General features: G+C 67.9%; 17 protein-coding genes. 10 read left to right on the top strand and 7 right to left on the bottom strand.

Annotation, left to right across the window (positions count from 1 at the left end):
* Positions 1-3: 3 nt before the first annotated feature.
* The 5 genes from tssE to tssB form a co-directional block, all read right to left on the bottom strand.
* On the bottom strand, positions 4-516 hold the full coding sequence (gene tssE, locus VLK61_RS03115) for a type VI secretion system baseplate subunit TssE (RefSeq protein ID WP_325418191.1): 513 nt from the start codon (positions 514-516) through the stop codon (positions 4-6).
* Complete coding sequence (locus VLK61_RS03120) at positions 513-1,316, bottom strand: type VI secretion system accessory protein TagJ (RefSeq protein WP_325418193.1); 804 nt, start codon at positions 1,314-1,316, stop codon at positions 513-515. Before VLK61_RS03120 ends, tssE begins: the two co-directional genes overlap by 4 nt.
* 15 nt (positions 1,317-1,331) lie before the next feature.
* The gene (gene tssC / locus VLK61_RS03125; protein ID WP_325418195.1) at positions 1,332-2,774 is read right to left on the bottom strand and encodes a type VI secretion system contractile sheath large subunit; all 1,443 of its coding nucleotides are present in this window, start codon (positions 2,772-2,774) and stop codon (positions 1,332-1,334) included.
* 99 nt (positions 2,775-2,873) lie between these two features.
* Positions 2,874-4,376, bottom strand: a complete 1,503-nt coding sequence (tssC, locus tag VLK61_RS03130) for a type VI secretion system contractile sheath large subunit (protein WP_325418196.1) — start codon at positions 4,374-4,376, stop codon at positions 2,874-2,876.
* 4 nt (positions 4,377-4,380) lie between these two features.
* Entirely contained in the window at positions 4,381-4,887 is a 507-nt protein-coding gene (gene tssB / locus VLK61_RS03135) for a type VI secretion system contractile sheath small subunit (RefSeq protein ID WP_325418198.1), read from the bottom strand.
* A 112-nt stretch (positions 4,888-4,999) separates the two neighbouring features.
* Here tssB and VLK61_RS03140 point away from each other — a divergent pair, with 112 nt between their 5' ends.
* Together VLK61_RS03140 and VLK61_RS03145 are read left to right on the top strand one after the other, a co-directional pair.
* On the top strand, positions 5,000-6,670 hold the full coding sequence (locus VLK61_RS03140) for a hypothetical protein (protein WP_325418200.1): 1,671 nt from the start codon (positions 5,000-5,002) through the stop codon (positions 6,668-6,670).
* Complete coding sequence (locus tag VLK61_RS03145; RefSeq protein WP_325418202.1) at positions 6,670-7,884, top strand: hypothetical protein; 1,215 nt, start codon at positions 6,670-6,672, stop codon at positions 7,882-7,884. The genes VLK61_RS03140 and VLK61_RS03145 overlap by 1 nt, the downstream gene beginning before the upstream one ends.
* Before the next feature lie 20 nt (positions 7,885-7,904).
* Here VLK61_RS03145 and VLK61_RS03150 read toward each other — a convergent pair whose 3' ends face one another.
* Positions 7,905-8,570 carry a hypothetical protein gene (locus tag VLK61_RS03150; RefSeq protein ID WP_325418204.1) on the bottom strand — a complete coding sequence of 222 codons (666 nt, stop codon included), beginning with the start codon at positions 8,568-8,570 and terminating at the stop codon, positions 7,905-7,907.
* 166 nt (positions 8,571-8,736) lie between these two features.
* Here VLK61_RS03150 and VLK61_RS03155 point away from each other — a divergent pair, with 166 nt between their 5' ends.
* Entirely contained in the window at positions 8,737-9,486 is a 750-nt protein-coding gene (locus VLK61_RS03155) for a tyrosine-protein phosphatase (RefSeq protein ID WP_325418206.1), read from the top strand.
* 56 nt (positions 9,487-9,542) lie between these two features.
* On the opposite strand, the gene VLK61_RS03160 is transcribed toward VLK61_RS03155, so the two are convergent.
* Complete coding sequence (locus tag VLK61_RS03160; protein WP_325418208.1) at positions 9,543-9,707, bottom strand: hypothetical protein; 165 nt, start codon at positions 9,705-9,707, stop codon at positions 9,543-9,545.
* A 207-nt stretch (positions 9,708-9,914) separates the two neighbouring features.
* Between VLK61_RS03160 and VLK61_RS03165 the strand changes: the two genes are divergently transcribed.
* The 7 genes from VLK61_RS03165 to VLK61_RS03195 all read left to right on the top strand — a co-directional run bounded on the left by VLK61_RS03165 (position 9,915) and on the right by VLK61_RS03195 (position 19,553).
* On the top strand, positions 9,915-10,508 hold the full coding sequence (locus VLK61_RS03165) for a CHRD domain-containing protein (protein WP_325418210.1): 594 nt from the start codon (positions 9,915-9,917) through the stop codon (positions 10,506-10,508).
* A 31-nt stretch (positions 10,509-10,539) separates the two neighbouring features.
* Positions 10,540-11,523 (top strand): DmsE family decaheme c-type cytochrome, encoded by a 984-nt coding sequence (locus tag VLK61_RS03170; protein ID WP_325418212.1) that lies wholly within the window; start codon positions 10,540-10,542, stop codon positions 11,521-11,523.
* A 29-nt stretch (positions 11,524-11,552) separates the two neighbouring features.
* Positions 11,553-14,081 carry an MtrB/PioB family decaheme-associated outer membrane protein gene (locus tag VLK61_RS03175; RefSeq protein ID WP_325418214.1) on the top strand — a complete coding sequence of 843 codons (2,529 nt, stop codon included), beginning with the start codon at positions 11,553-11,555 and terminating at the stop codon, positions 14,079-14,081.
* Positions 14,082-14,140: 59 nt separating this feature from the next.
* On the top strand, positions 14,141-14,761 hold the full coding sequence (locus tag VLK61_RS03180; protein WP_325418216.1) for a glutathione S-transferase family protein: 621 nt from the start codon (positions 14,141-14,143) through the stop codon (positions 14,759-14,761).
* Between the two features lie 666 nt (positions 14,762-15,427).
* Positions 15,428-17,092 (top strand): DUF1302 domain-containing protein, encoded by a 1,665-nt coding sequence (locus tag VLK61_RS03185; RefSeq protein WP_325418218.1) that lies wholly within the window; start codon positions 15,428-15,430, stop codon positions 17,090-17,092.
* 11 nt (positions 17,093-17,103) lie between these two features.
* The gene (locus VLK61_RS03190; RefSeq protein WP_325418220.1) at positions 17,104-18,462 is read left to right on the top strand and encodes a DUF1329 domain-containing protein; all 1,359 of its coding nucleotides are present in this window, start codon (positions 17,104-17,106) and stop codon (positions 18,460-18,462) included.
* Entirely contained in the window at positions 18,462-19,553 is a 1,092-nt protein-coding gene (locus VLK61_RS03195) for a WD40/YVTN/BNR-like repeat-containing protein (protein ID WP_325418222.1), read from the top strand. Before VLK61_RS03190 ends, VLK61_RS03195 begins: the two co-directional genes overlap by 1 nt.
* Positions 19,554-19,588 lie beyond the last annotated feature (35 nt).

The following is a 19,588-nucleotide window of genomic DNA, read 5'->3' on the forward strand; positions in this document are numbered from 1 at the left end:
GGTTCATGTCTCGCGGACGGTCACGTCACGGGTTACCGGCTCGAGCAAGGTCTCGAAGCTCACCGGCTCGGGCACCGGGTCGGCGCGCAAGACGGCGTCGACCTTCAGGCGCAGCGTGCCGCCGAGGTCATCTTCCTGGCCGATGACCGACACCGTCACCTTGCTCAGCCGCGGCTCGAAGCGCCGGATGGTGGCCTCCACCTCGCGCGCCAGGGCCATGCGAAGTTCAGGGACCGCGTAGGCGCCCGAGGCCGGATCGGGAATGCCGTAGTTGACGACCGAACTCGTGAGCTCCGACAACAGTTCCGGCAATGGCCGGCGGCGCCGGCGTGCGTTCAGCAATGACTCGAGGTCGCGGCGCACCGCCAGGTGCAGCCGTTCCAGCGCCTCGGCGGCCGTCGGCGTCGGCGCTTCCTGGGCGTCGGGGTCGGCGTCCAGCAGGCGGTCGAGCAGCGGCAGCTGGGCTCGGGGGGGACCCTTGCGCGCGCCCGGTGGCCCCGTCCGTGCCTGGTTCAATCGAACACCACGGTCTTCAGCGAGGTGAACGGAACCACCTCCTCGCCCACCAGCAGCATGCGCTGGCCTCGGCCGCGCACGGGGCCATCGGCCGGATCGGTCCATTCAGTGACCCGGCCGAGCAGCAGCGCGTGGTCGGTCTCCGGCGCCGCGCCCAGGTACAGCGCCGGCAGGTAGACCACGCCCTCGGTGCCGTCCTTGAGGTCGATCGCGCAGCGGCGCCAGACCAGGTCACGCGTGCGCCGGGGCGCATCGAACTCCAGCGAACGCACACGGCTCACCGGCACCAGCAGGTGGTCGCCCGCGGTGGTCAGCACTTCAAACTCCGCCGCGAACAGGTCATCCGCGTCGCGCAGGTCGTCGAAGGGCACGCTGCTGCCATCAGCGGCTTCCAGGCGGCCCGGCGCGGGCGTGCGCAAGGCCTCGATCTCGGCCGCGGCCTCGTTGGCGCCGGCCGCGTCGCCCAGCCTCAGCAGCATGCGCGCGCGCAGCGCCGCCTGCTGTGCCGGCGTGGCATCGTCGCCCTGGTACTTCGGCGCCCTGCCGTCGCGCAGCACCTGCATGCGCAACACCTCGGCGCGCAACAGCTTGCGGAACTCCAGCACGGCGGGATTGGGCTCATGCAGCGCGGCGGCGTCGAGCATGCGGTCGGCGCGCTCGGCTTCGCCGGTGAGCAGCAACACCTCTGCCATCAGCCAACGCGCGTCGGCGTCGGTCGGCGCTGCTTTGACAGCGGCGGTGGCGGCGGCAAGGGCTCCGGCGATATCGCCGGCACGGAGGGCATCACCTGCTGTGGTCATCGAATGATCCTTGGATTAAGTGCTTGCGTTGCGTTGCGCGAACTCGGTCACGAGGCGAAATGACGCGCCGATCTCGTCGAGTTGGTGATGCGGCTTCAGGTGCACGGTGCAGTTATACACGCCGGGGCGGCCGCGCCGTTCACGCACCTCGACGCGGGCTTCCTGCAAGGGATAACGCGCCGTCACCTCGGCACTGCTGAGGCCGCCGCCGCTGATGAAGCGGTTCAGCCACTTCTGCAGGTGGCTTTCCACATCGTTGGGATCCATGAAGCTGCCGGTCATGTCCCGCCCCATCAGCTTGACGCAATGCGCAAAACGGCTGACGCACAGCAGCGTGTTGAGCTGGGCGGAGATGCGCTGGTTCGCCTGCGCTATCGCCGTGGACATGCGCGGCGGCCGGTGCAGCGACGGCAGCGCGCCGAAACAGGCCTCGGGCAGGCCGTCCAGCGCCGACAGCGGGATCAGACCCGCGTCGCTGAGCTGGTTCTCCTGGCCGTCGGTGAAGGCCACTTCCAGCGGCGCCCTGGCCGGCGCCTCGTGCGCGAGGTCGGAGTAGAAGCGCTCGAAGGGCAGGTCGTCGAGCACGCCGCCGTTCGCTTCGTCGGAGATGTCGGCGCCACGCACTTCGGCAGGCCAGGAGTAGCGCTCGAAGGCCCGGACGGTCACCGCCGCGAAGCCGTAGACCGGGCTGGTCCAGACGCGCTGGGCCGGGCCGGGCGAATGGCTGCGGTAGCGAAAGCGGTCGACCCGGCTGCCGTCGTCGACCCAGGGCGCACGGCCGAGCACGCGCGGCAGCACGATGCCGATGAAGCGCAGGTCTTCCTGTGCGGTGGACTGACGCCAGCGCTGGTGCTCCAGGCCTTGCAGCACGCCGGCGGGGTCGAAGCTGGGCGAGATCTCGGCGAAGCTGTCCACGCCCAGCAGTTCGGGCGCGGCGCCCAGGATCATCGGCGAGAAGGAGGCTGCGGCAATGCTGGCCAGGCCCGTCAAGGCGCCGATGTCGTCGGTGGGATGGCTGGGTCCGAGGCGATGCCACACCTCGTAGTCGCCGGCAATGAGCCCGAACGGCTCGCCACCGGCCATGCCGAACTCTTCTTCGTGGATCTTGCGGAACAGGTGGCTCTGATCGAATTCGATCGCACGCTCGATGTCGCGGCACACCTCGGCCCAGCGTGCGTGCAACATCTTCACGCGCGTGCGCCCGCCGCTGGCGGGCAGGCGCTCGACCAGCCAATGCAGCCCGCGCCACGAGCCCTCGAGGCGGCGAAGCCGGGGATGGTGCAGCACGGCGTCGAGTTGCCGGGAGATCATCGCATCCAGCGTTGCGATGTCCCTGTCCAGGGCCGCCCGCAGCACCCCGCCCGGCTCAGGCTGCTCGCGCAGCCAAGCCAGCCAGACGGGCCCGAACCACAGGGCCAGATGCGTACCGGAGTCGGCTGAGGCGACCAGCGTGGCCACGTCCGCGGCCTTCTCGGCACGCCCCACGAAACGCCCCGCGAAGACAGCTTCCCGAAGCGTTTCGCTCGGCGTTTCGGGCATCGCGAACGGCCGCCCGGATCAGGACTTCTGCGGGATACGCGCCACCATGCGCATCGACGTGGTCAGCTCTTCCATCTGCAGCCATGGGCGCAGGTAGGCCACCGCGTTGTAGGAACCCGGCCGGCCCGGGATTTCCTTGACCTCGATCTTGGCCTCCCGCAGCGGGTACTTGGCACGGGCTTCCTGGCCGGCACCTTCCATCGGATTCACGTAGTTCTGAATCCAGCGGTTGAGCCAGGTTTCGCAATCGGTCGATTCCATGAAGGAACCGATCTTGTCGCGGGCCATCACCTTCAGGAAGTGCGCAAAGCGGCTAGTGGCCATGATGTACGGCAGGCGTGCCGAGATCGCGGCATTGGCCGTGGCATCGGGCCGGTCGTACTTCTTCGGCGACTGGGTCGATTGCGCACCGAAGAACACCGCGTAGTCGGTGTTCTTGTAGTGGCACAAGGGCAGGAAGCCGAGGTTCGACAACTCGGCCTCGCGCCGGTCGGTGATGCCGATTTCCGTCGGGCACTTGGCGTCGCCATCACCGTCGTCCGAGGTGAAGGTGTGGGTCGGGAGATCGGTGACCTTGCCGCCACCCTCGGCACCGCGAATCGCCGTGCAGAAGCCGTACTGCGCAAAGGCATCGGTCAGGCGCGTGCCCATCACGTAGGCCGCGTTCATCCAGCAATAGTGGTCGTGATCCATCGCCTTGGCGGAGCCATCGGCGTTGGTCGGCGCTTCTTCGTAGTTGAACTCGTCGATCGGCTTGGTGGCCGCGCCATAGGGCACGCGCGCAATGACGCGCGGCATGACCAGCGAGACGAAACGCGAGTCTTCGGTCTCGCGGAAGCCGCGCCACTTGGTGTACTCGGTGGTCTCGAAGATCTTGGCCAGGTCGCGCGGCTTGGACAGTTCGCTCCAGTCCTTGAAGCCGAACATGCCGGCCCCGACGCCCGAGATGAAGGGCGCAAACGCGCCAGCGGCCACGTTGGACACCAGCCGCAGCGTTTCCACGTCTTCCGGGTGCGCCGTCCATTCGTAGTCGCCGATCAGCGCGCCATAGGGTTCGCCGCCTGGCGTGCCGAATTCGTTCTCGTAGATCTTCTTGAACAGCTGGCTCTGGTCGAACTCGACGGCCTTCTGCAGATCCTTGCCCATCTCCTTCTTGGACAGCTGCAGCATCCGGATCTTCAGGCTCGTGCCGGTCTCGCTGTTCATCACGAGGTAGTTGAGCCCGCGCCAGCTGCCTTCGAGCTTGAGGAAGCGCTCGTGGTGCAGGATCTTGTTGAGCTGCTCGCTGACCTTGCGGTCGATCTCGGCGATCGCACGATCGAAGGTGACGACCAGGTTGCGGTTGAAGGTGACCGTGCCCTTCAAGGCCTCTTCGGTCAGCGCGCGAATCAGTTCTTCGGCGCGGTCGCGTTCGGTCTGCTTGGTGGCGCCGAGCACCTGGTCGAGCAGGCTCAGGCCGCCTTCGGTGGTGGTGGTGACTGTTGACGCGCCGGCCGCGCCTTGGGATTCCGTTGCACTCATGGGATCAGCCTTCCGTCTTCTTCATGCCGAGTTGAGCCGACAGCGCGTCGAGCTTCGATTTGTCTTGCAGCACGTCCTCGAGCAGGCCCTCGAGTTCCTGCGACAGATCGGCCTTGCTGACAAGGTCGCGCAGACGGGCGCGGGTTTCCAGCATCGCCTTCAGCGCGGGCACCTGGTCGGCCACCTTGGCCGGGTCGAAGTCGTCCATCGACTTGAACTTCAGGTTGACCGCCATCTGGCTGTCGTCGCCGGCCAGCGTGTTGTCGACCTTCAGGTTCAGGCCGGGGGCGATGCGGGCCATCACGTCGTTGAAGTTGTCGCGGTCGATCTGCACGAACTTGCGTTCGGCCATCGGCTTGATCGGCTCGGTCGGGTCGCCGGCGTAGTCACCCATCACACCGACGACGAATGGCAGTTCGCGCACGATGGCCGCGCCTTCGGTTTCGACGTCGTAAGTGATGTGGACCCGAGGCTTGCGGACGCGGGCGAGTTTTTGGTGAACGCTGTTCATGGTTTCCTCAATGTTGCTTCGGTCCGGTGGAATATTCCGTTCGCTACGGGCAGTGCGAACGCTCGCAAAAGGTAACACAGGACTATCGCTGAATCTACCCGAGAAGTCATGCGTGCAACAAGCGGAGAGCGCACTATTGCCTCAGGATTTCGCGCCGCCCCGGGTGCGCCCGACCGCTGGTTTGCGCGCCGCGCCCGGGACGGGCTGGCGCGACGCCACAGCTGAGGACAATCGTTCAGAATCGCAGCACACACGAGGGGAAGATCCCATGGCGGCGCAAGGAATGCGGGCCCGCAAGGCGGCAGGCGCCAGGAGGGCCCTGGCTCACGGCCGCGAACTGCCCGGGCGCCCATCGCCGCCGGCAACTACAGGCGAACCGGCGCGGGCAAGAAGCCGCCCCGAACAAGGCCCCGACCGCCCCCCGCCGCCCCTTGAATCCAGCTCGCCCGACGCCGGCCTGCTTCGCACCTACTCGGGCCTGCTCGACGACGTCATGCTGCGCTACTCCGACGAATACCTGGGCGAGGCGTTCTTCAACAAGATGATCGCCAAGAACGTGCTCTTCGGTGGCGGCATGTATCTCAACGACGGCTACCTCATCAACCACCCGGTGGCCCGCAAATACTTGCGTGACGACGACAGCCTGCTGCGCGTGATGATGGCCACCAACTTCATCCGCCTTCTCACGCGCGAAGGCGACCCGGTGGCCCTGTACGAGATGCCCGAAAAGATGGCGCGCAGCGGCAGCACCTCGTTTCAGGACCTGGTCGCTTCGGCGGAGTGGGCCGCGTTGCGCCCGCTCTACAAGACGATCGCCCAAGGCGTGTTCCACAACGGCAACAACCGCAGCTGGCCGCGATTCGACATGTCCTTCGGCTTCGCCAAGCTGATCGACGGCATCTTCGGACGGCCGACACACAACCTGGGCTTGCGGCTGATCACCGAAGACCAGCTCAAGTACATCGCCGACCGCTTTGCCGAGCTGCGTCCGCGCGAAGGCAATGCGCGGCACAAGTTCGAGGTCGCGGTGAGCGACGTCGTGCAGGGCGATCGGTCGCGCCTTGCGGAAATGATGGCCATCGCCAACCAGGCCTATCACTACAACTTCGGGCTCACCCTGACCGAGGAAGACACACAGGGCGTCGCCGTCGACACCACCATCGGCATGGCATTCGACGAACTGCTCGCCACGCGCGAGGTCCAGCGCGGCCAGCTCGAGGACTTCCCGCTGATCCAGATTCCCGACGGCCTGCCTTTCGACGACGGGGACCTGTTCCGACCCTTCCTCGATCCATCGACGAAGGTGGGGCAGATGAAGCTGGCCTACCTGGGCGCCTTGAAGACGCTGTTGGCGTCCGGAGCGACCCAGATCTCGGATTTGCGCAAGGACGCCCGCGAGGCCACCAACGCCTACCTGGACGCGATCAAGGCGCTGTTCACGAAGAAGGTCGGCCGGCTCGCGAGCGAAACCCTGTTCGCGAGCCCGATCGTCATGGGCATCGGCAATCTGGCGCCGCCGGGCGTTCGCGGCGCCGACGAGGTGATTGCCAGCTCGGCGCCGACCGCGGGCCTGGCGATCGCGCTGCAGTCGCAGGCGACAGCCCTCAAGCGGGAGTTCCTGGTCGAGCGTTTTCGTCTGGTCGATGCCGATGCGGACTTCAACCCCAGCCGGGACCGCATCGTGACCCTGGGCGACGTGCGCCCGCAGATCGCGTCGCTGGCCTTCAACCCGGCCAAGGCGAAGGCGTTCATTGCCGACATCCCCGCCATCGGCGGCAAGTGATGGCCGCTCCCGCGGAGCTGCAAGCTGCGCTGGACTTGCTGCGCGGCTTGCGCGAGCGACACGGCATCGATGTCGTGACCACCGCGCAAGCTGCCCGGTCGGCGCCCGCGCAAGCGGCGGCGCTGGCACTTCGCCATCTGCTGCCGGCTGATCTCATCTGGCACATCGAAGGGCACGAGGTGCTCGCCCGCCTGGCCAGCGGGGATGTGCTCGTGCTGGGCCTGGACCCGAGCCCGCGCGTCAACGGGCGCGCCGTGCGTGAAGGACGCCTGCGGCGAGCGACCATCGACGAGGGAAGTGCACGCGCGGTGTTCGAACTGGCGGCGGCTCTGTGGAGCAACCCGAAGTTCCTGCCCGAGATCGAGCCAATCGGCACGCTGATGCCACCGCCGAGTGACGCTCTGGCCGTGCCGCGTGGCATGGAGTTCGTTTCTGCGATGGCCCGCTCTGACCGTCCCTTGCCGAAGGTGGTCGACGAGGTGCCCACACCGGGGTGGCTCGCGCCTGGCCTGCTCGGCCTGGCCGGCCCGCGCCGGCAGGCCTTCGAGCGCACCGTCTGGAATGCCCTGCGTTTCCTGCTGCTGCATGAGCTGGGGCACGTGTGCCTCGGGCACCTTGAGCTGGGTGCGCGCAAGCAGCGCTACCGCATGATCGAGGAACTGCGGATCAGGGACGGCGCAGCCCCCCCCAAGGCCGGGGGGCTGACCGACGAAGCACGGCGTGCCCTCGAGATCGAAGCCGACGGTTTCGCTGCGGCAAGGCTCTTCGGCGAGGCCCACGAGCGGGACGCCAGTACCGGCCTCCAGGCGGGCATGTTGTCGGCCACCGCGTCAGCGTTGCTCGGCGCAGCGCTGGTGCCGATCATCTTTCATGCCATGCAGGTCTTCAGCGAGACGCCTGAACCGCTCAGCACACACCCGCCGCTGTGGTTTCGCGCCGATGCGATGATGCGTGCCGCGATGCCCGGTGCGGGCACGGGCGCCCTTCTCGACGCGCCGCTTCGGCACTGGGCCGCGAACGACGCTCTGCAGCGCCCGCTGGCTGCCGCAGGTCATACCCATCCGCTGCTCGGTCAATGGCTGGGGCCGGTGATCGATGGCGGCCTGGACGGGCCCGCCAGGCGCGTGTTGGCGGAGGCGCGGTTTGCACGCGATGGCTTGCTGCGTGGCCGCCTCAGGGTGCAGCAACAGGTGGTCCCGAGCCGGGGCCCCTAGCACTCAAAAGGGGCGGCGGCTCAAGGGCCGACCTCGATGGCCATCTCGGTCCACTCGAGCGTGCCCTGCGCAGCCTTCAGACTCAGGATGCCGTTGCTGAGCAACAGGTTGAGTGCGAGGTCGAAGTCGACGCGATGCAGCGGCGGTTCCTTGACGTTGACACGCGACGCGTTGACGTTGGCGAACAGGTGATCGACGGGAATCTCGTGCGACTTCCCGCTGTCGGTGCTGCGGTACATCTCGAACAGCAATTGGCCGTGCACTCCGTCGAACGTGACCTTTCTCTTCCAGAAGTCGCGCAGTGCGATCGCTGCGGACACGGCGATCATGGCCCAGCCAAGCACAGGCACGGCGCCCAGCGCCGAGCCCACCGCGCCGCAGGCGCTGGCGATGAACGGGGACAGCCGCATCTGGACCACGCGCGGATCGAACTTCCCCGGCGACGGGGCGTGCACCTTGCCGAACTCGAAAGAGTCGGGCGCATCGTCGCCGCCCGCGCTGGGCACGGCGATGGCCGGATGCCGCAGCCGGGCCTCGCTGCGAGCGGCGGCACAAACGCGACCCAGGCTTTCGTCGTTCAGCTTCAGCGCCGCGCCGGCTTCCAGGATGGCGCGCTCCACCGCCTGTTGACCAAGCGTATCGGCGGCGCGGGAAGCGTCCTTGCGTGAGCCATCAGGTGGCGACATGGGTCAACTCCGATTGCGTCAAGTAGCCGAGCCTATGTGACGCCCGCTGGGTGAGTCAAATCCTTGGGGCCTCGCAAAAAACGTCGCCGCCGAAGCAGGCAGGCAAGTCGGCTGCCCGGCGGACCAGAGAGGACGACTGCGGTCCGAGGCACGCGACAATCCAGCCATGCTCACCCCCCTGCCCCGCGTCCTCCCGCTGCAAGGCGCCACCAACTTCCGCGACCTCGGCGGCTACCCCGGCCATGACGGCCGGCCGCTGCGCTGGCGCCGGCTGTTCCGCTCCGACCACCTGGCCAGCCTGACCGAGGCCGACCGCGCCACGCTGGCCGCGCTGGGCGTGGCGCGCAGCTTCGACTTCCGCGGCGAGGCCGAGCGTGCGGCCACGCCGTATGACATCGCCGGCTTGGTGCAGCACCCGCTGGCGATCGAGCCGACGGTCACGCAGCGCATGCAGGACATCGTGGCCGCCGGCCAGTCGCTGTCGGCGGCCACCGTCGCCGGGCTGATGAAGGACTTGTACCGCGGGCTGGTGAACGACCGCGCCGAACGGTTTGCCGAGCTGTTCTCGCACCTGTTGCAGGCCGATGCGCCGGTGGTCTTTCACTGCACCGCCGGCAAGGACCGCACCGGCGTCGCCGCAGCGCTGGTGCTGTGGGCGCTGGGCGTGCCGCACGACGTGGTCCTGCAGGACTTTCTGCTGACCAACACCGTCTACCGCCACCCGCCGCTGCCGCCCAGCGAGACGCCGGCCGAGGTGATGAAGGTGCTGTGGAGCGTGCAAGAAGGTTTTCTGCAGGCGGCGATCGACGCGATCGAGGCTGACCACGGGGGCATTGAGCGCTATTTGTCGCAACGGCTGGGCTTGGGGCCGTCGGCCCGCGCCGCGCTGGCCGCGCGCTACCTCGAAGACCGCTGACCGGCCCTTCGTGCCGATCGAGATCAGGTCAGGGGCGGGTCGCGGCGAACGCAGGCCTACGCGTTGGCGGTGCGGTACTCCAGACGCTTCGCGCGATGGGCGGCGACGCGCTCGGTGGCACCCGCCAGTCCCCGCTTCTGGTCACGCAGGGCGCGCTTCAGGCGATCTCGCAGGACATGAAGCCGGGTTCGGTGCTTGTGGGCAGCAATGGCATTGGACAAGTCAGGGCTTTCGCAGGTTGTGGAGTCGCCGTGTTTACGCGCATGAATCCACCTTGTCCGTGCGCCACCCCACACAGGCCGTTCGCGCCCCATCGAGACCCAATGCCTGCCGGCATCAGTTAGGGGGGTACGGAATAGACCCGCTCCGTCGATCGTTAGCAGCACGGGCGCACACACCGGCGCTCGCCATCACGGAGCCTGACCACTATGAAGAAGCTTGCCAGCAGTATCCTGACCGCCGCCGCCCTGGCGCTGCCCGCCGGCGCCTGGGCCGAGATCTATGCCTACGTCGGTCTGCCCCTGACACCCACGCAGGAGCAGACTGTGCCCGCCTCCACCGGCACCGGCAGTGTCACGGCCTTGTATGACTCGACCACCAAGGTCCTGCTCTACAGCATCGTCTACCAGCTCCACCCCGGGTCGACGGCCACGGCGGCGCACTTCCACGGACCGGCCCCGCTGGGCACCAATGCGGGGGTCCAGATCGGGCTGCCCACGACGCCCACCGGCAACGCCGGCAAGGTGACCGGCACCGTGACGCTGACGGCCGCGCAGGAAGTGGACCTGCTGGCCGGCCAGTGGTATTTCAACCTCCACAGCACGCTCGCCTCCGGCGGCGAGATGCGCGCCCAGCTGCTGGAGAATTCCGCCACCCTGGTACTGCCCTCGTTTGCCGGAGGCAAGCTGATGCTTCCGGTGGTCCTGGTGCCAGGGCACGCCACCACGGCCTCCTTCTCTGCCGAGTTGACATATGTGGGTGGCGATGGCTTCACGCTGACGGCCGCCACGCCGTTCCGCTGAGCGGCCATCGCCACGGCGCGCAGGCGCGGCCATGCAGCACTGCTCCACAGCGCGCAGCGGCGCAAGCGCCGCTGCGACGCAGCCGCGTGGCTCGTGGGTATTGCGCTGCGTGCTGGGCTTGCTGTGCGCGCTGCTCCTCGGGCCTGTGGCGGCACAGCCATCACCGGCACCGGCCACCGCCAGCGACGTCGGCGAAGCGGTGTGCCTGCGCTGCCATGCCTCGGAGAACAATCACTTCGGCCACACGGTGCACGCCAGGGCATTCCGGCAGAACCCGCGCAACGAGCGTGAGCGCCTGGTCTGCGAGGCCTGCCACGGCCCCGGTTCGCGGCATGTCGCCAATGCGGTCGACCGCAGCGCGCTCATCGGGTTTACACGCACGTGGGGCACGCCGGTCGACACCCAGAACGCGCAGTGCCTGGGCTGCCACCAGGGACGCCAGCGCATCTACTGGCCGGACTCGGTGCATGCCGCCAGCCAACTCGGGTGCAGCGACTGCCACAACCCGATGGCGCGGTTCTCCGCCGGCGGGCTGCTGAAGAAGGCCGGCATCTCCGAGACCTGCTACGGCTGCCACCAGCAGCAGCGCGCCGAGTTCCGCAAACGCTCCCACATGCCGCTGCCGGAAGGCAAGATGTCCTGCGAGAGCTGCCACAACCCGCATGGCTCACCGACCCGCCCGATGCTGAAGGCGAACGCGGTGAACGACTTGTGCACCGCCTGCCATGCCGAGAAGCGCGGCCCGTTCATATGGGAGCACGCGCCGGTGCGCGAGAACTGCATGAACTGCCATGAAGCGCATGGCTCGAACCACGAGGCGCTGCTGGTGGCGCCGCGGCCGTTCCTGTGCCAGCAGTGCCACACCAACCGCACGCACCAGAACAAGCTGCTGACGGCAACGAACCAGCCCGGCGGCGCCGACCCGAGCGAGCGGCTGATGGCCCGCGGCTGCCAGACCTGCCACGCGCAGATCCATGGCAGCAACCACCCCGCGGGCGTCCGGTTCCTGCGCTGAGCCCACCAAAGCGGCAGCGGAGATCCAGCATGCCCATCCGTGACGCGATCCTGAGGCTGGGCTGCGTCGCCGCCGGCGCGTGCTGCGCGAGCACACCCGCCCTGGCGCAATCCAGCGCAGCCTGGCCCGGCGTGGCCGCCGACCCGATGAATCCGGTACCGGTCATCGGCGCCGGCGACCGGGACCCCGCCGGCCTCAGCCCCTACCGGCTGCCGGCATCGCGCACGCCCAGCGGCCAGCTCTACGAACCGCCCTACCTCCTGCGCGAGCCGCAGCGCACGGCATCGGGATGGGAGCTCTACGGCTTCGCCGAGGCCGGCGTGCTGCTCGGTGACGCCCACCAGCGCAACGCGCTGTTTCGCCGCTATCGCGATATCGACAAGGGGTTCTCCCTCCAGCGCTTCGATGCCCAGGCGCTGAAACCGGACCAGGCGCGCTTCATCGAGATCGTCGGCGGCAGCGCCGGCAGGCGCGACCAGTTCTACGGCCTGAAGGTCGGCCGCTACAACGACTACCGCATCAGCCTGAGCTTCAACGAGACGCCGCACATTTATTCCACCAGCGCCAGGCCGATCTGGCAGGGCGTCGGCACCGGCACGCTGACGCTGCCACTGGCTAGCGGCGTCGCCGCCGGCGGCGCCAGCACGAACAACGCCACCAACGCGGCGGCTGTGCAGCGCCTGATTCAGCAGACCGCCGACACCGAACTCGGCGTGACGCGTCGCACCGGGGCTGCGCGCATCGAACTGCGGCTCGGCGAAGGCTGGACCTTCTTGTCCAGTTATGCGATCGAGCGCCGCCAGGGGGCGCGCGCCTTCGGCGGCAACGAGGGCAACGGCGAAACCGTCGAGCCCGTCGACTACCGGACCCACGACCTGCACGCCGGCCTGCAGTTCGCCGACGACACCAGCCACTTCAACCTGGCGCTGTCGGCCTCGCTGTTTCGCAACAGCATCGACAGCTTGCGCTGGGAGAACCCGTTCCAGCACCCGGTGGGCGCACTGCGCATCCTCGGCGGGCGCGCCGACCTGGTGCCGGACAACGAGGCCTACAACGCAAAGCTGGAATACGCACGCGCACTGCCGGCGCTGTGGCGCGGCCGCTTCACCGCCACCGTCGAGCTCGGCGCCATGCGGCAGAACGAGCGCCTGATCCCGCCCACCGTCACCAGCGGCATCGGGGCGCCGTTCGGCACCGGCTTCAACGGCAACTTCGACCTCTGGAACACCACCGCCGCGCTGAGCCAGGCGCATGCCGATGCGCGCATCGACACCCGGCTGGTCGACCTCGGGCTCTCGCTCGCGCCGGCACGCGGGCTCACCGTGCGCAGCACGCTGCGCCACCGCGAGACGCGCAACGGCACGCGCTACACGGCGTTCAACCCGCAGACAGAGCAGTACGGCTACATCATCCAGGACACCAACGCCAGCCGCATCTTCAGCAACACCAACAACGTCCACTACCGCAGCATCCCCTTCGCGGGCGCGCAAGACAATCTCAAGCTGGGCGGCGAATACCAGGTCCGCCGCCGGGCGGTGCTGTCCGCGGAACTGGAGCGGGAGAACACCCGCCGCGACCATCGCGAGCGCGAACGGACCTGGGAAGACCGCCTCCGGCTCGGCTACACCGATCGTGGTTTTGAGTCACTCACGGTGCGCCTGTCCTACGAACAGGCCAACCGGCGCGGCAGCGACTACCTCAGCAACCCGTACCGGGCCTTCTACACCGAGTCCCTGCCCGCCTACACCGTGACGACGGCCAACCTGCTCGATCGCCTGCACAACCTGGAAGAGCTGCGCAAGTTCGATCTCGCGGACCGCCGGCAGCAGGTGCTGCGAGTGCGGCTCAACCACCTGCCCCGTGCCGACGTGGACCTCGGCGTCACGCTGCAGTCCAAGACCAACAAGTACCCGGCCGACTTCGGGCGCACCGGCGTGCAGGCGCAGCACGCGCTGAACCTCGACGCCGGCTACTTGCCGACCCCTGTGACCGCCGTCAACGCCTACTACTCGCGGCAGTGGTCCAAGATGCAGCAGTCCGGCGCAGCCGACCTCGGCAGCGCCGGCGCAGCCGGCTGCCTGGGCCTGCCGCCCAGGTGCTCGAACGCCTTCGGCGCGCCCGGCAGCATCTATCCCGCCGAGTTGGCCTGGAGCGCGGCGTCGCAGGACCGCAGCAGCTCGTTCGGGCTGGGGCTGCGCCACGACTTCGGCAGACCGAAGCTCGAGTTGCAGTACACCCAGGTGTCTTCCCGCTCGCCGCTGGGCTACGCCTATGCCTCGGTGAATGCGCTGCAGAGCCCCGCCTTCGCGGCGCAGGCGGCGGACGGCTTCGCCGACATCACCTACGCGTGGCGCGCCCTCGACGCAGGGCTGCGCCTGCCGATGTCGCGAACCATCGCGCTGCGGCTGTTCTACCGCCACGAGATCGTGCGCATCAGCGACTGGCACTACAGCGGGCTGGACCCCGGCATCGTGGTCGGCAACCGCGTCTACCTGGACGCGGGGCCCGCCAACTACCGGGTCGACCTCTTCGGCGTCTTGCTGCAGTTCACGCTGTGAGACGCGCCCGCGCGGTCCTCCACAATCCGGCCATCACCACTGCGCAGAACAGGCCCGCCATGATCGTCGTTCATCACCTCAACGAGTCACGCTCGCAGCGTGTGCTGTGGTTGCTGGAAGAGTTGGGCGTGCCCTACGAGATCCGCCACTACACGCGCGATGCCGTGACGCGACTGGCGCCACCTTCGCTGCAGGCAGTGCATCCGCTGGGCAAGTCGCCGGTGGTCGAGGCCGATGGCCTGACGCTGATCGAATCCGGCGCCATCGTCGACTACCTGATCCGCCGCCATGGGGGCGAGAGCCTGCGGCCGCCGGTCGATTCGCCTGAGTTCGAGGCCTATCAGCAATGGCTGCACTACGCCGAAGGTTCGGCGATGCTGCCGCTGCTGTTGAAGCTCTATGTCTCGCGGCTGGGCGAGGCCGGTGCGCCGCTGCAGCCGCGCATCGAGAGCGAGCTGGCCAACCACCTGGGCTTCGTCGAACGATCGCTGCAGGGCCGCGACTGGCTGGTGGGCGATGCGCTGACCGGCGCCGATGTGCAAATGAGCTTCGTCGGCGAAGCCGCACGCGGCCTGCGTACCCGCTACCCGGCGATGGACGCCTGGGTGCGCCGCTTCCAGCAAAGGCCGGCCTACCGGCGCGCGCTGGAGCGCGGTGGACCGTATTCGATGGCGGACTGAGACCGTGGGACGGGCCGTATCGTGCGCGGGACAACCGGCCACTGAAGCGTGTTCAGACGCGCACTCACGGCAGCCCGGTGGGGCAAAAAGCCGCTCCTGAGCGCCCTTGGCACCAGAAACGGCGTTGCTTCGCTTGTCGATCACTCGGCGGCCGCCTCATGGCCGACACGCGCCCTCCCATGACTCAAAGTAAGCGGCCATCGCGCGCACAGCAGAGCCGATCGGCTTGCTGGCGTTGTTCGTCTACCCCATGTCCGGATCCAAGCCTGCCGACGGCCTTGGATTGAGTAGCCCGCGACCGCACGGCACACCGTGAGGGCCGACGGGGCTCGCCGGCTGCACCGCGTACGAACGCGGCTTGCGGCGAAGTCACAACGGCTGACTGCACCGTGTTGGTCGAGTTCGTCAGCGGGACTGCTTTGAGCCGTCCTCGGACCTCCCGATCGAGCGTAGCCCGCTGAAGGGTCGCGATGGCGACCGCGGCCTGTCCCGACATCACTCCCCGCCCCCGCGTGGTTGCAACCCTCGGAAAAACCCTCGTGGACGCAGCCGACTCACAACGCTAACCTAGATAACTATGTGAGAGATCAAAAGCGCTGACGTGACGAGCCGCGGCAGGCCGCATCGCACCCCAGGCATACCCCCAGCAACCACCGGAGCGAGACAGTGAGCACCCCCCCCAACGACCTGCAGCCCCTGCCGGCCCGCCTTGGTCCACGCTGCCGCCTGGCTGCAGCTGCCGCGGCACTGTGCAGCGCGCACGCGGCCATGGCGATTGAGATCGACACCGGCATCCCCGAGCTTTCGCTGCGCTGGGACAACACCGTGCGCTACAACATCTCGGTGCGCGCCGAGAAGATCGATCCAGCCATCGGCACCAACGCCACCACCGACGAATCGGACAACAAGTTCGGCCGTGGCGACGTGGTCAACAACCGCGTCGATCTGCTGACCGAGCTGGACCTGGTGTACCAGCGCCGCATGGGCTTGCGGATCACTGCCGCGGCCTGGTACGACCACGGCTATCACGACCACAGCGTGGCCAGCGGCGCCGGGCTGCAGGGGCGCGGCAGCTATACCGGCAACACCTACTCGTCGTCGACCAAGCGCTTCTACAACGGGCCCTCGGGCGAGTTCCTGGATGCCTTCGTCTTCGGCAACTTCGATGTCGGCGGCATGCCCGTGCGCGTCAAGCTCGGCAAGCACTCGATCTTCTGGGGCGATGTGGCCTTCAACGCCAACCACAGCGTGGCCTACTCGCAGATGCCCACCGACACGCGCAAGCAGCTCGGCAGCCCCGGCATCGAGGCCAAGGAAACCGTGCTGCCGCTGAATCAGGTGTCGGGCCAGATCCAGTTCACCGACACGCTGGCGCTGGCCGGCCAGTACTTCCTGGACTGGAAGCCCAACCGCCTGCCCGAAGGCGGCACCTACTACGGCGCGGCCGATTTCCTGTTCGAAGGGCCGGACCGGTTCTCGTACTCGCCGGCAGCACCGGCGGCCGCGCGCGCAGCACCGCTGGTGCCCGAACGCAAGCGCGGCAACTGGGGCCTGAACCTGAAGTGGTCGCCCGAGTGGGTGGACGGCACCATCGGCGTGTACTACCGCAAGTTCGACGAACGCCAGCCCTTCTCGGCGCCGCAGCTGAACCCGGCAGCCGGCTTCTACCGGCTGGTCTTCGCCCAAGGCACCGAGTTGGTCGGCCTGGGCCTGAACAAGAACCTGGGTGGCGTGGCGGTGGCGGCCGAAGTCTCCAAGCGCATGAACACAGCCTTCGTCAACAACAGCGGCATCGATGCCGCTACCAATGCCGGGCCGCGCGGCGATTCGTACCACGCCTTCATCAATGGCACGGTGCTGGGCAACCTGGGTGCCAGCGTGCCCTTCACGGCAGTGGCCGAACTGGTGTTCAGCCGCTGGGACAAGCTGAAGTCCAACCCCGGCAACCAGTTCAAGGCCGAAGGCTTTCCCGGCTGCAACGTGGCCAACGCGGGCTTCTCCTGCGTGACCAAGAACTACACCGGCATCTCGCTGCTGTTCGCACCGAAGATCCTGCAGGTGATACCCGGCGGCGACCTGTCGCTGCCGCTGTTCCTGGGCTATGGTCTGAAGGGCAACGCCGCCACCTTGTCGGGCGGCAACCAGGACGCCGGCAACTACAGCATCGGCGCCCAGCTCGACTACCTGCAGCGCTACACCTTCGGCCTGACCTACAGCGACTTCTTCGGCCGCTACCGCACCAACCCGGCCACCGGTGCTTTGACGGTGGCCAACGGCGCGCTGTACAAGGACCGCGGTCTGCTGGCCTTCAGCTTCAAGACCAGCTTCTGAGGAGACAAGACATGAGCACAACCCGAAGCACTGCCATCGCGGCCGTGGCCGCAGCGGCCCTGTCGGCCTGCTGCACGCTGACCCTGGCCGCCGTGGACGCCGAAGAGGCCAAGCTGCTGGGCAGCACGCTGACCCCGGTGGGCGCCGAAAAGGCCGGCAACAAGGACGGCAGCATCCCGGCCTACACGGGCGGCCTGACCACGCCGCCGCCCGCTTTTGTGAAGGGCAGCGGCATCCGCCCCGACCCCTACGCTGCCGACAAGCCGCTGTTCTCGATCGACGCGAAGAACATGGACAAGTACGCCGACAAGCTCACCGAGGGCGCGAAGGCGATGATGAAGAAGTACCCGGCCTACCGCATCGACGTCTACCCGACGCACCGCTCGGCCGCCTTCCCGGCCTATGTGCAGGAGAACTCGGTCAAGAACGCGACCCGCTGCAAGACCATTGAAGAAGGTGTCGGTCTGGACAAGGCCTGCTACGGCGGCATACCGTTTCCGATTCCGAAGGCCGGCATCGAGGTGATGTGGAACGTGCAGGCCCACTTCAACGGGCCGGCGGTGGAGTTCCGCGCCAAGACCAACTACGTCGATGCCACCGGGCGCGCGGTGCAGTCGGCCGATTTCAACGGCTACCTCGAGTCGCCGTACTACTACCCGGACAAGACCAGCTCCGACATCCTGATGTGGCAGCGCGGCGACCAGCTGATGTCGCGCAGCGCCGGCAACGCGGCGATGTTTGCCGACTACCTGAATCCGGTGGCCACCGGCCGGCGCGCCTGGTCCTACTCACCCGGCCAGCGGCGCGTGCGGGTCTCGCCCGACTTCGCCTACGACACGCCCACCGATTCATCGGGCGGCGTGCAGGTGTTCGATGAATCCTCTTTCTACAGCGGCAAGATGGACCGCTTCGACTTCAAGCTGGTCGGCAAGAAAGAGGTCTACATGCCGTACAACAGCTACAAGCTGTACTACGACAGCAAGCTGCCCGACATCCTGAAACCCAGCTTCATCAACCCCGACCTGAACCGCTTCGAGCTGCACCGTGTCTGGGTCGTCGAAGCCACGTTGAAGCCGGGCAAGCGCCACATCTACAGCAAGCGCGTGTTCTATGTCGACGAGGACCAGGGCGGCGCGATGGCCGAGACCTACGATGCCTCGGGCAAGCTGTGGCGCGTGATCATGAACTACACCGCGCCCTCGTATGAGGTGCCGGCGCCGGTGTCGATCATGACCTCGCATTACGACCTGGTGAACGGCATCTACGTGCTGATCTCGCACACCGGCGAGTACTACGGCATCAAGCACCCGGCACCGCGCGCGTCGACCTTCTGGACGCCGGATTCGCTGGCCGGCTCGGGCATACGCTGATGGTTCGCGCCCGCTGGCTGGCCACCGCGGCGACGGTGATCGCCGCGGCGGTCGTGGCTGGCGCCGCACCGCTGCAGCGCACGCCGGCAGACCCGCTGCAATTGCCGGCCGCGGCCAGCGCGATCGCAGTGCGCAGCCCGCTGTTCGCGATCGCCCGCGCCGGCACGCGGCTGGTGGTGGTCGGCCAGCGCGGCCACATCCTGACCTCCGATGACAGCGGCGTGCATTGGCAGCAGGCCGAGGTGCCGGTGAGCACCGATCTGGTGGCGGTGCACTTTCCCAGCGCAACACAAGGCTGGGCCGTCGGCCATGACGGCGTGATCCTGCACAGCAGCGATGGTGGCCGCCGCTGGCAGCGCCAGCTCGATGGCCGGCAGGTCGCCGCGCTGATGGAACAAGCCTATGCCCCGCGTGCGCGCAGCCCCGAAATCGAGGCTGCACTGGCCGAGGCGCGGCGCATGCAGGCTGAAGGACCGGACCTGCCCTTCCTCGATGTCTGGTTCACCGATGAGCGCAACGGTTATGCCGTCGGCGCCTTCAATCTGGTCTTCAGCACCAGCGATGGCGGCGCGCATTGGCAGCCGGCCAGCGACCGGCTGGACAACCCGAAGGGCCGGCACCTCTACGGCATTCGCTCGGTGCGCACGACGGACGCGGCCGGCACGGTCAGCGATCAGCTCTACATCGCCGGCGAACTCGGCCTGCTGCTGCGGCTGGACCCTGGCACGCAGCGCTTCACCGCACTGCCCACGCCCTACCCCGGCACCTGGTTCGGCCTGCTGGCCACGCCCGATCTGCTGCTGGCCTATGGGCTGCGCGGCAACGCCTGGTCTTCGCGCGATGCCGGCCGCAGCTGGCAGCAGGTGGCCACCGGCGTGCAGACCGGCCTGACCGGCGCCGCGCTGCTGGACGATGGCCGCATCGCGCTGGTCAGCCAGGGCGGCCAGCTGCTGCTGAGCCGCGACCACGCCGCCAGCTTCGCGCGGGTTGACGGCGTGCAGCCGCTGCCGCTGTTCGCCGTCAGTACCGCGGGACCGAACGCACTGGCACTGGCCGGCAGCCGCGGCGTGCGCATCGAAACCTTGAAATGAACACCGAGCCGATGCTGCATCCGACACCGCACACA

Origin of the sequence: Aquabacterium sp. (assembly GCF_035476535.1) — a bacterium.
Taxonomy (GTDB): Bacteria; Pseudomonadota; Gammaproteobacteria; order Burkholderiales; family Burkholderiaceae_C; genus Pseudaquabacterium.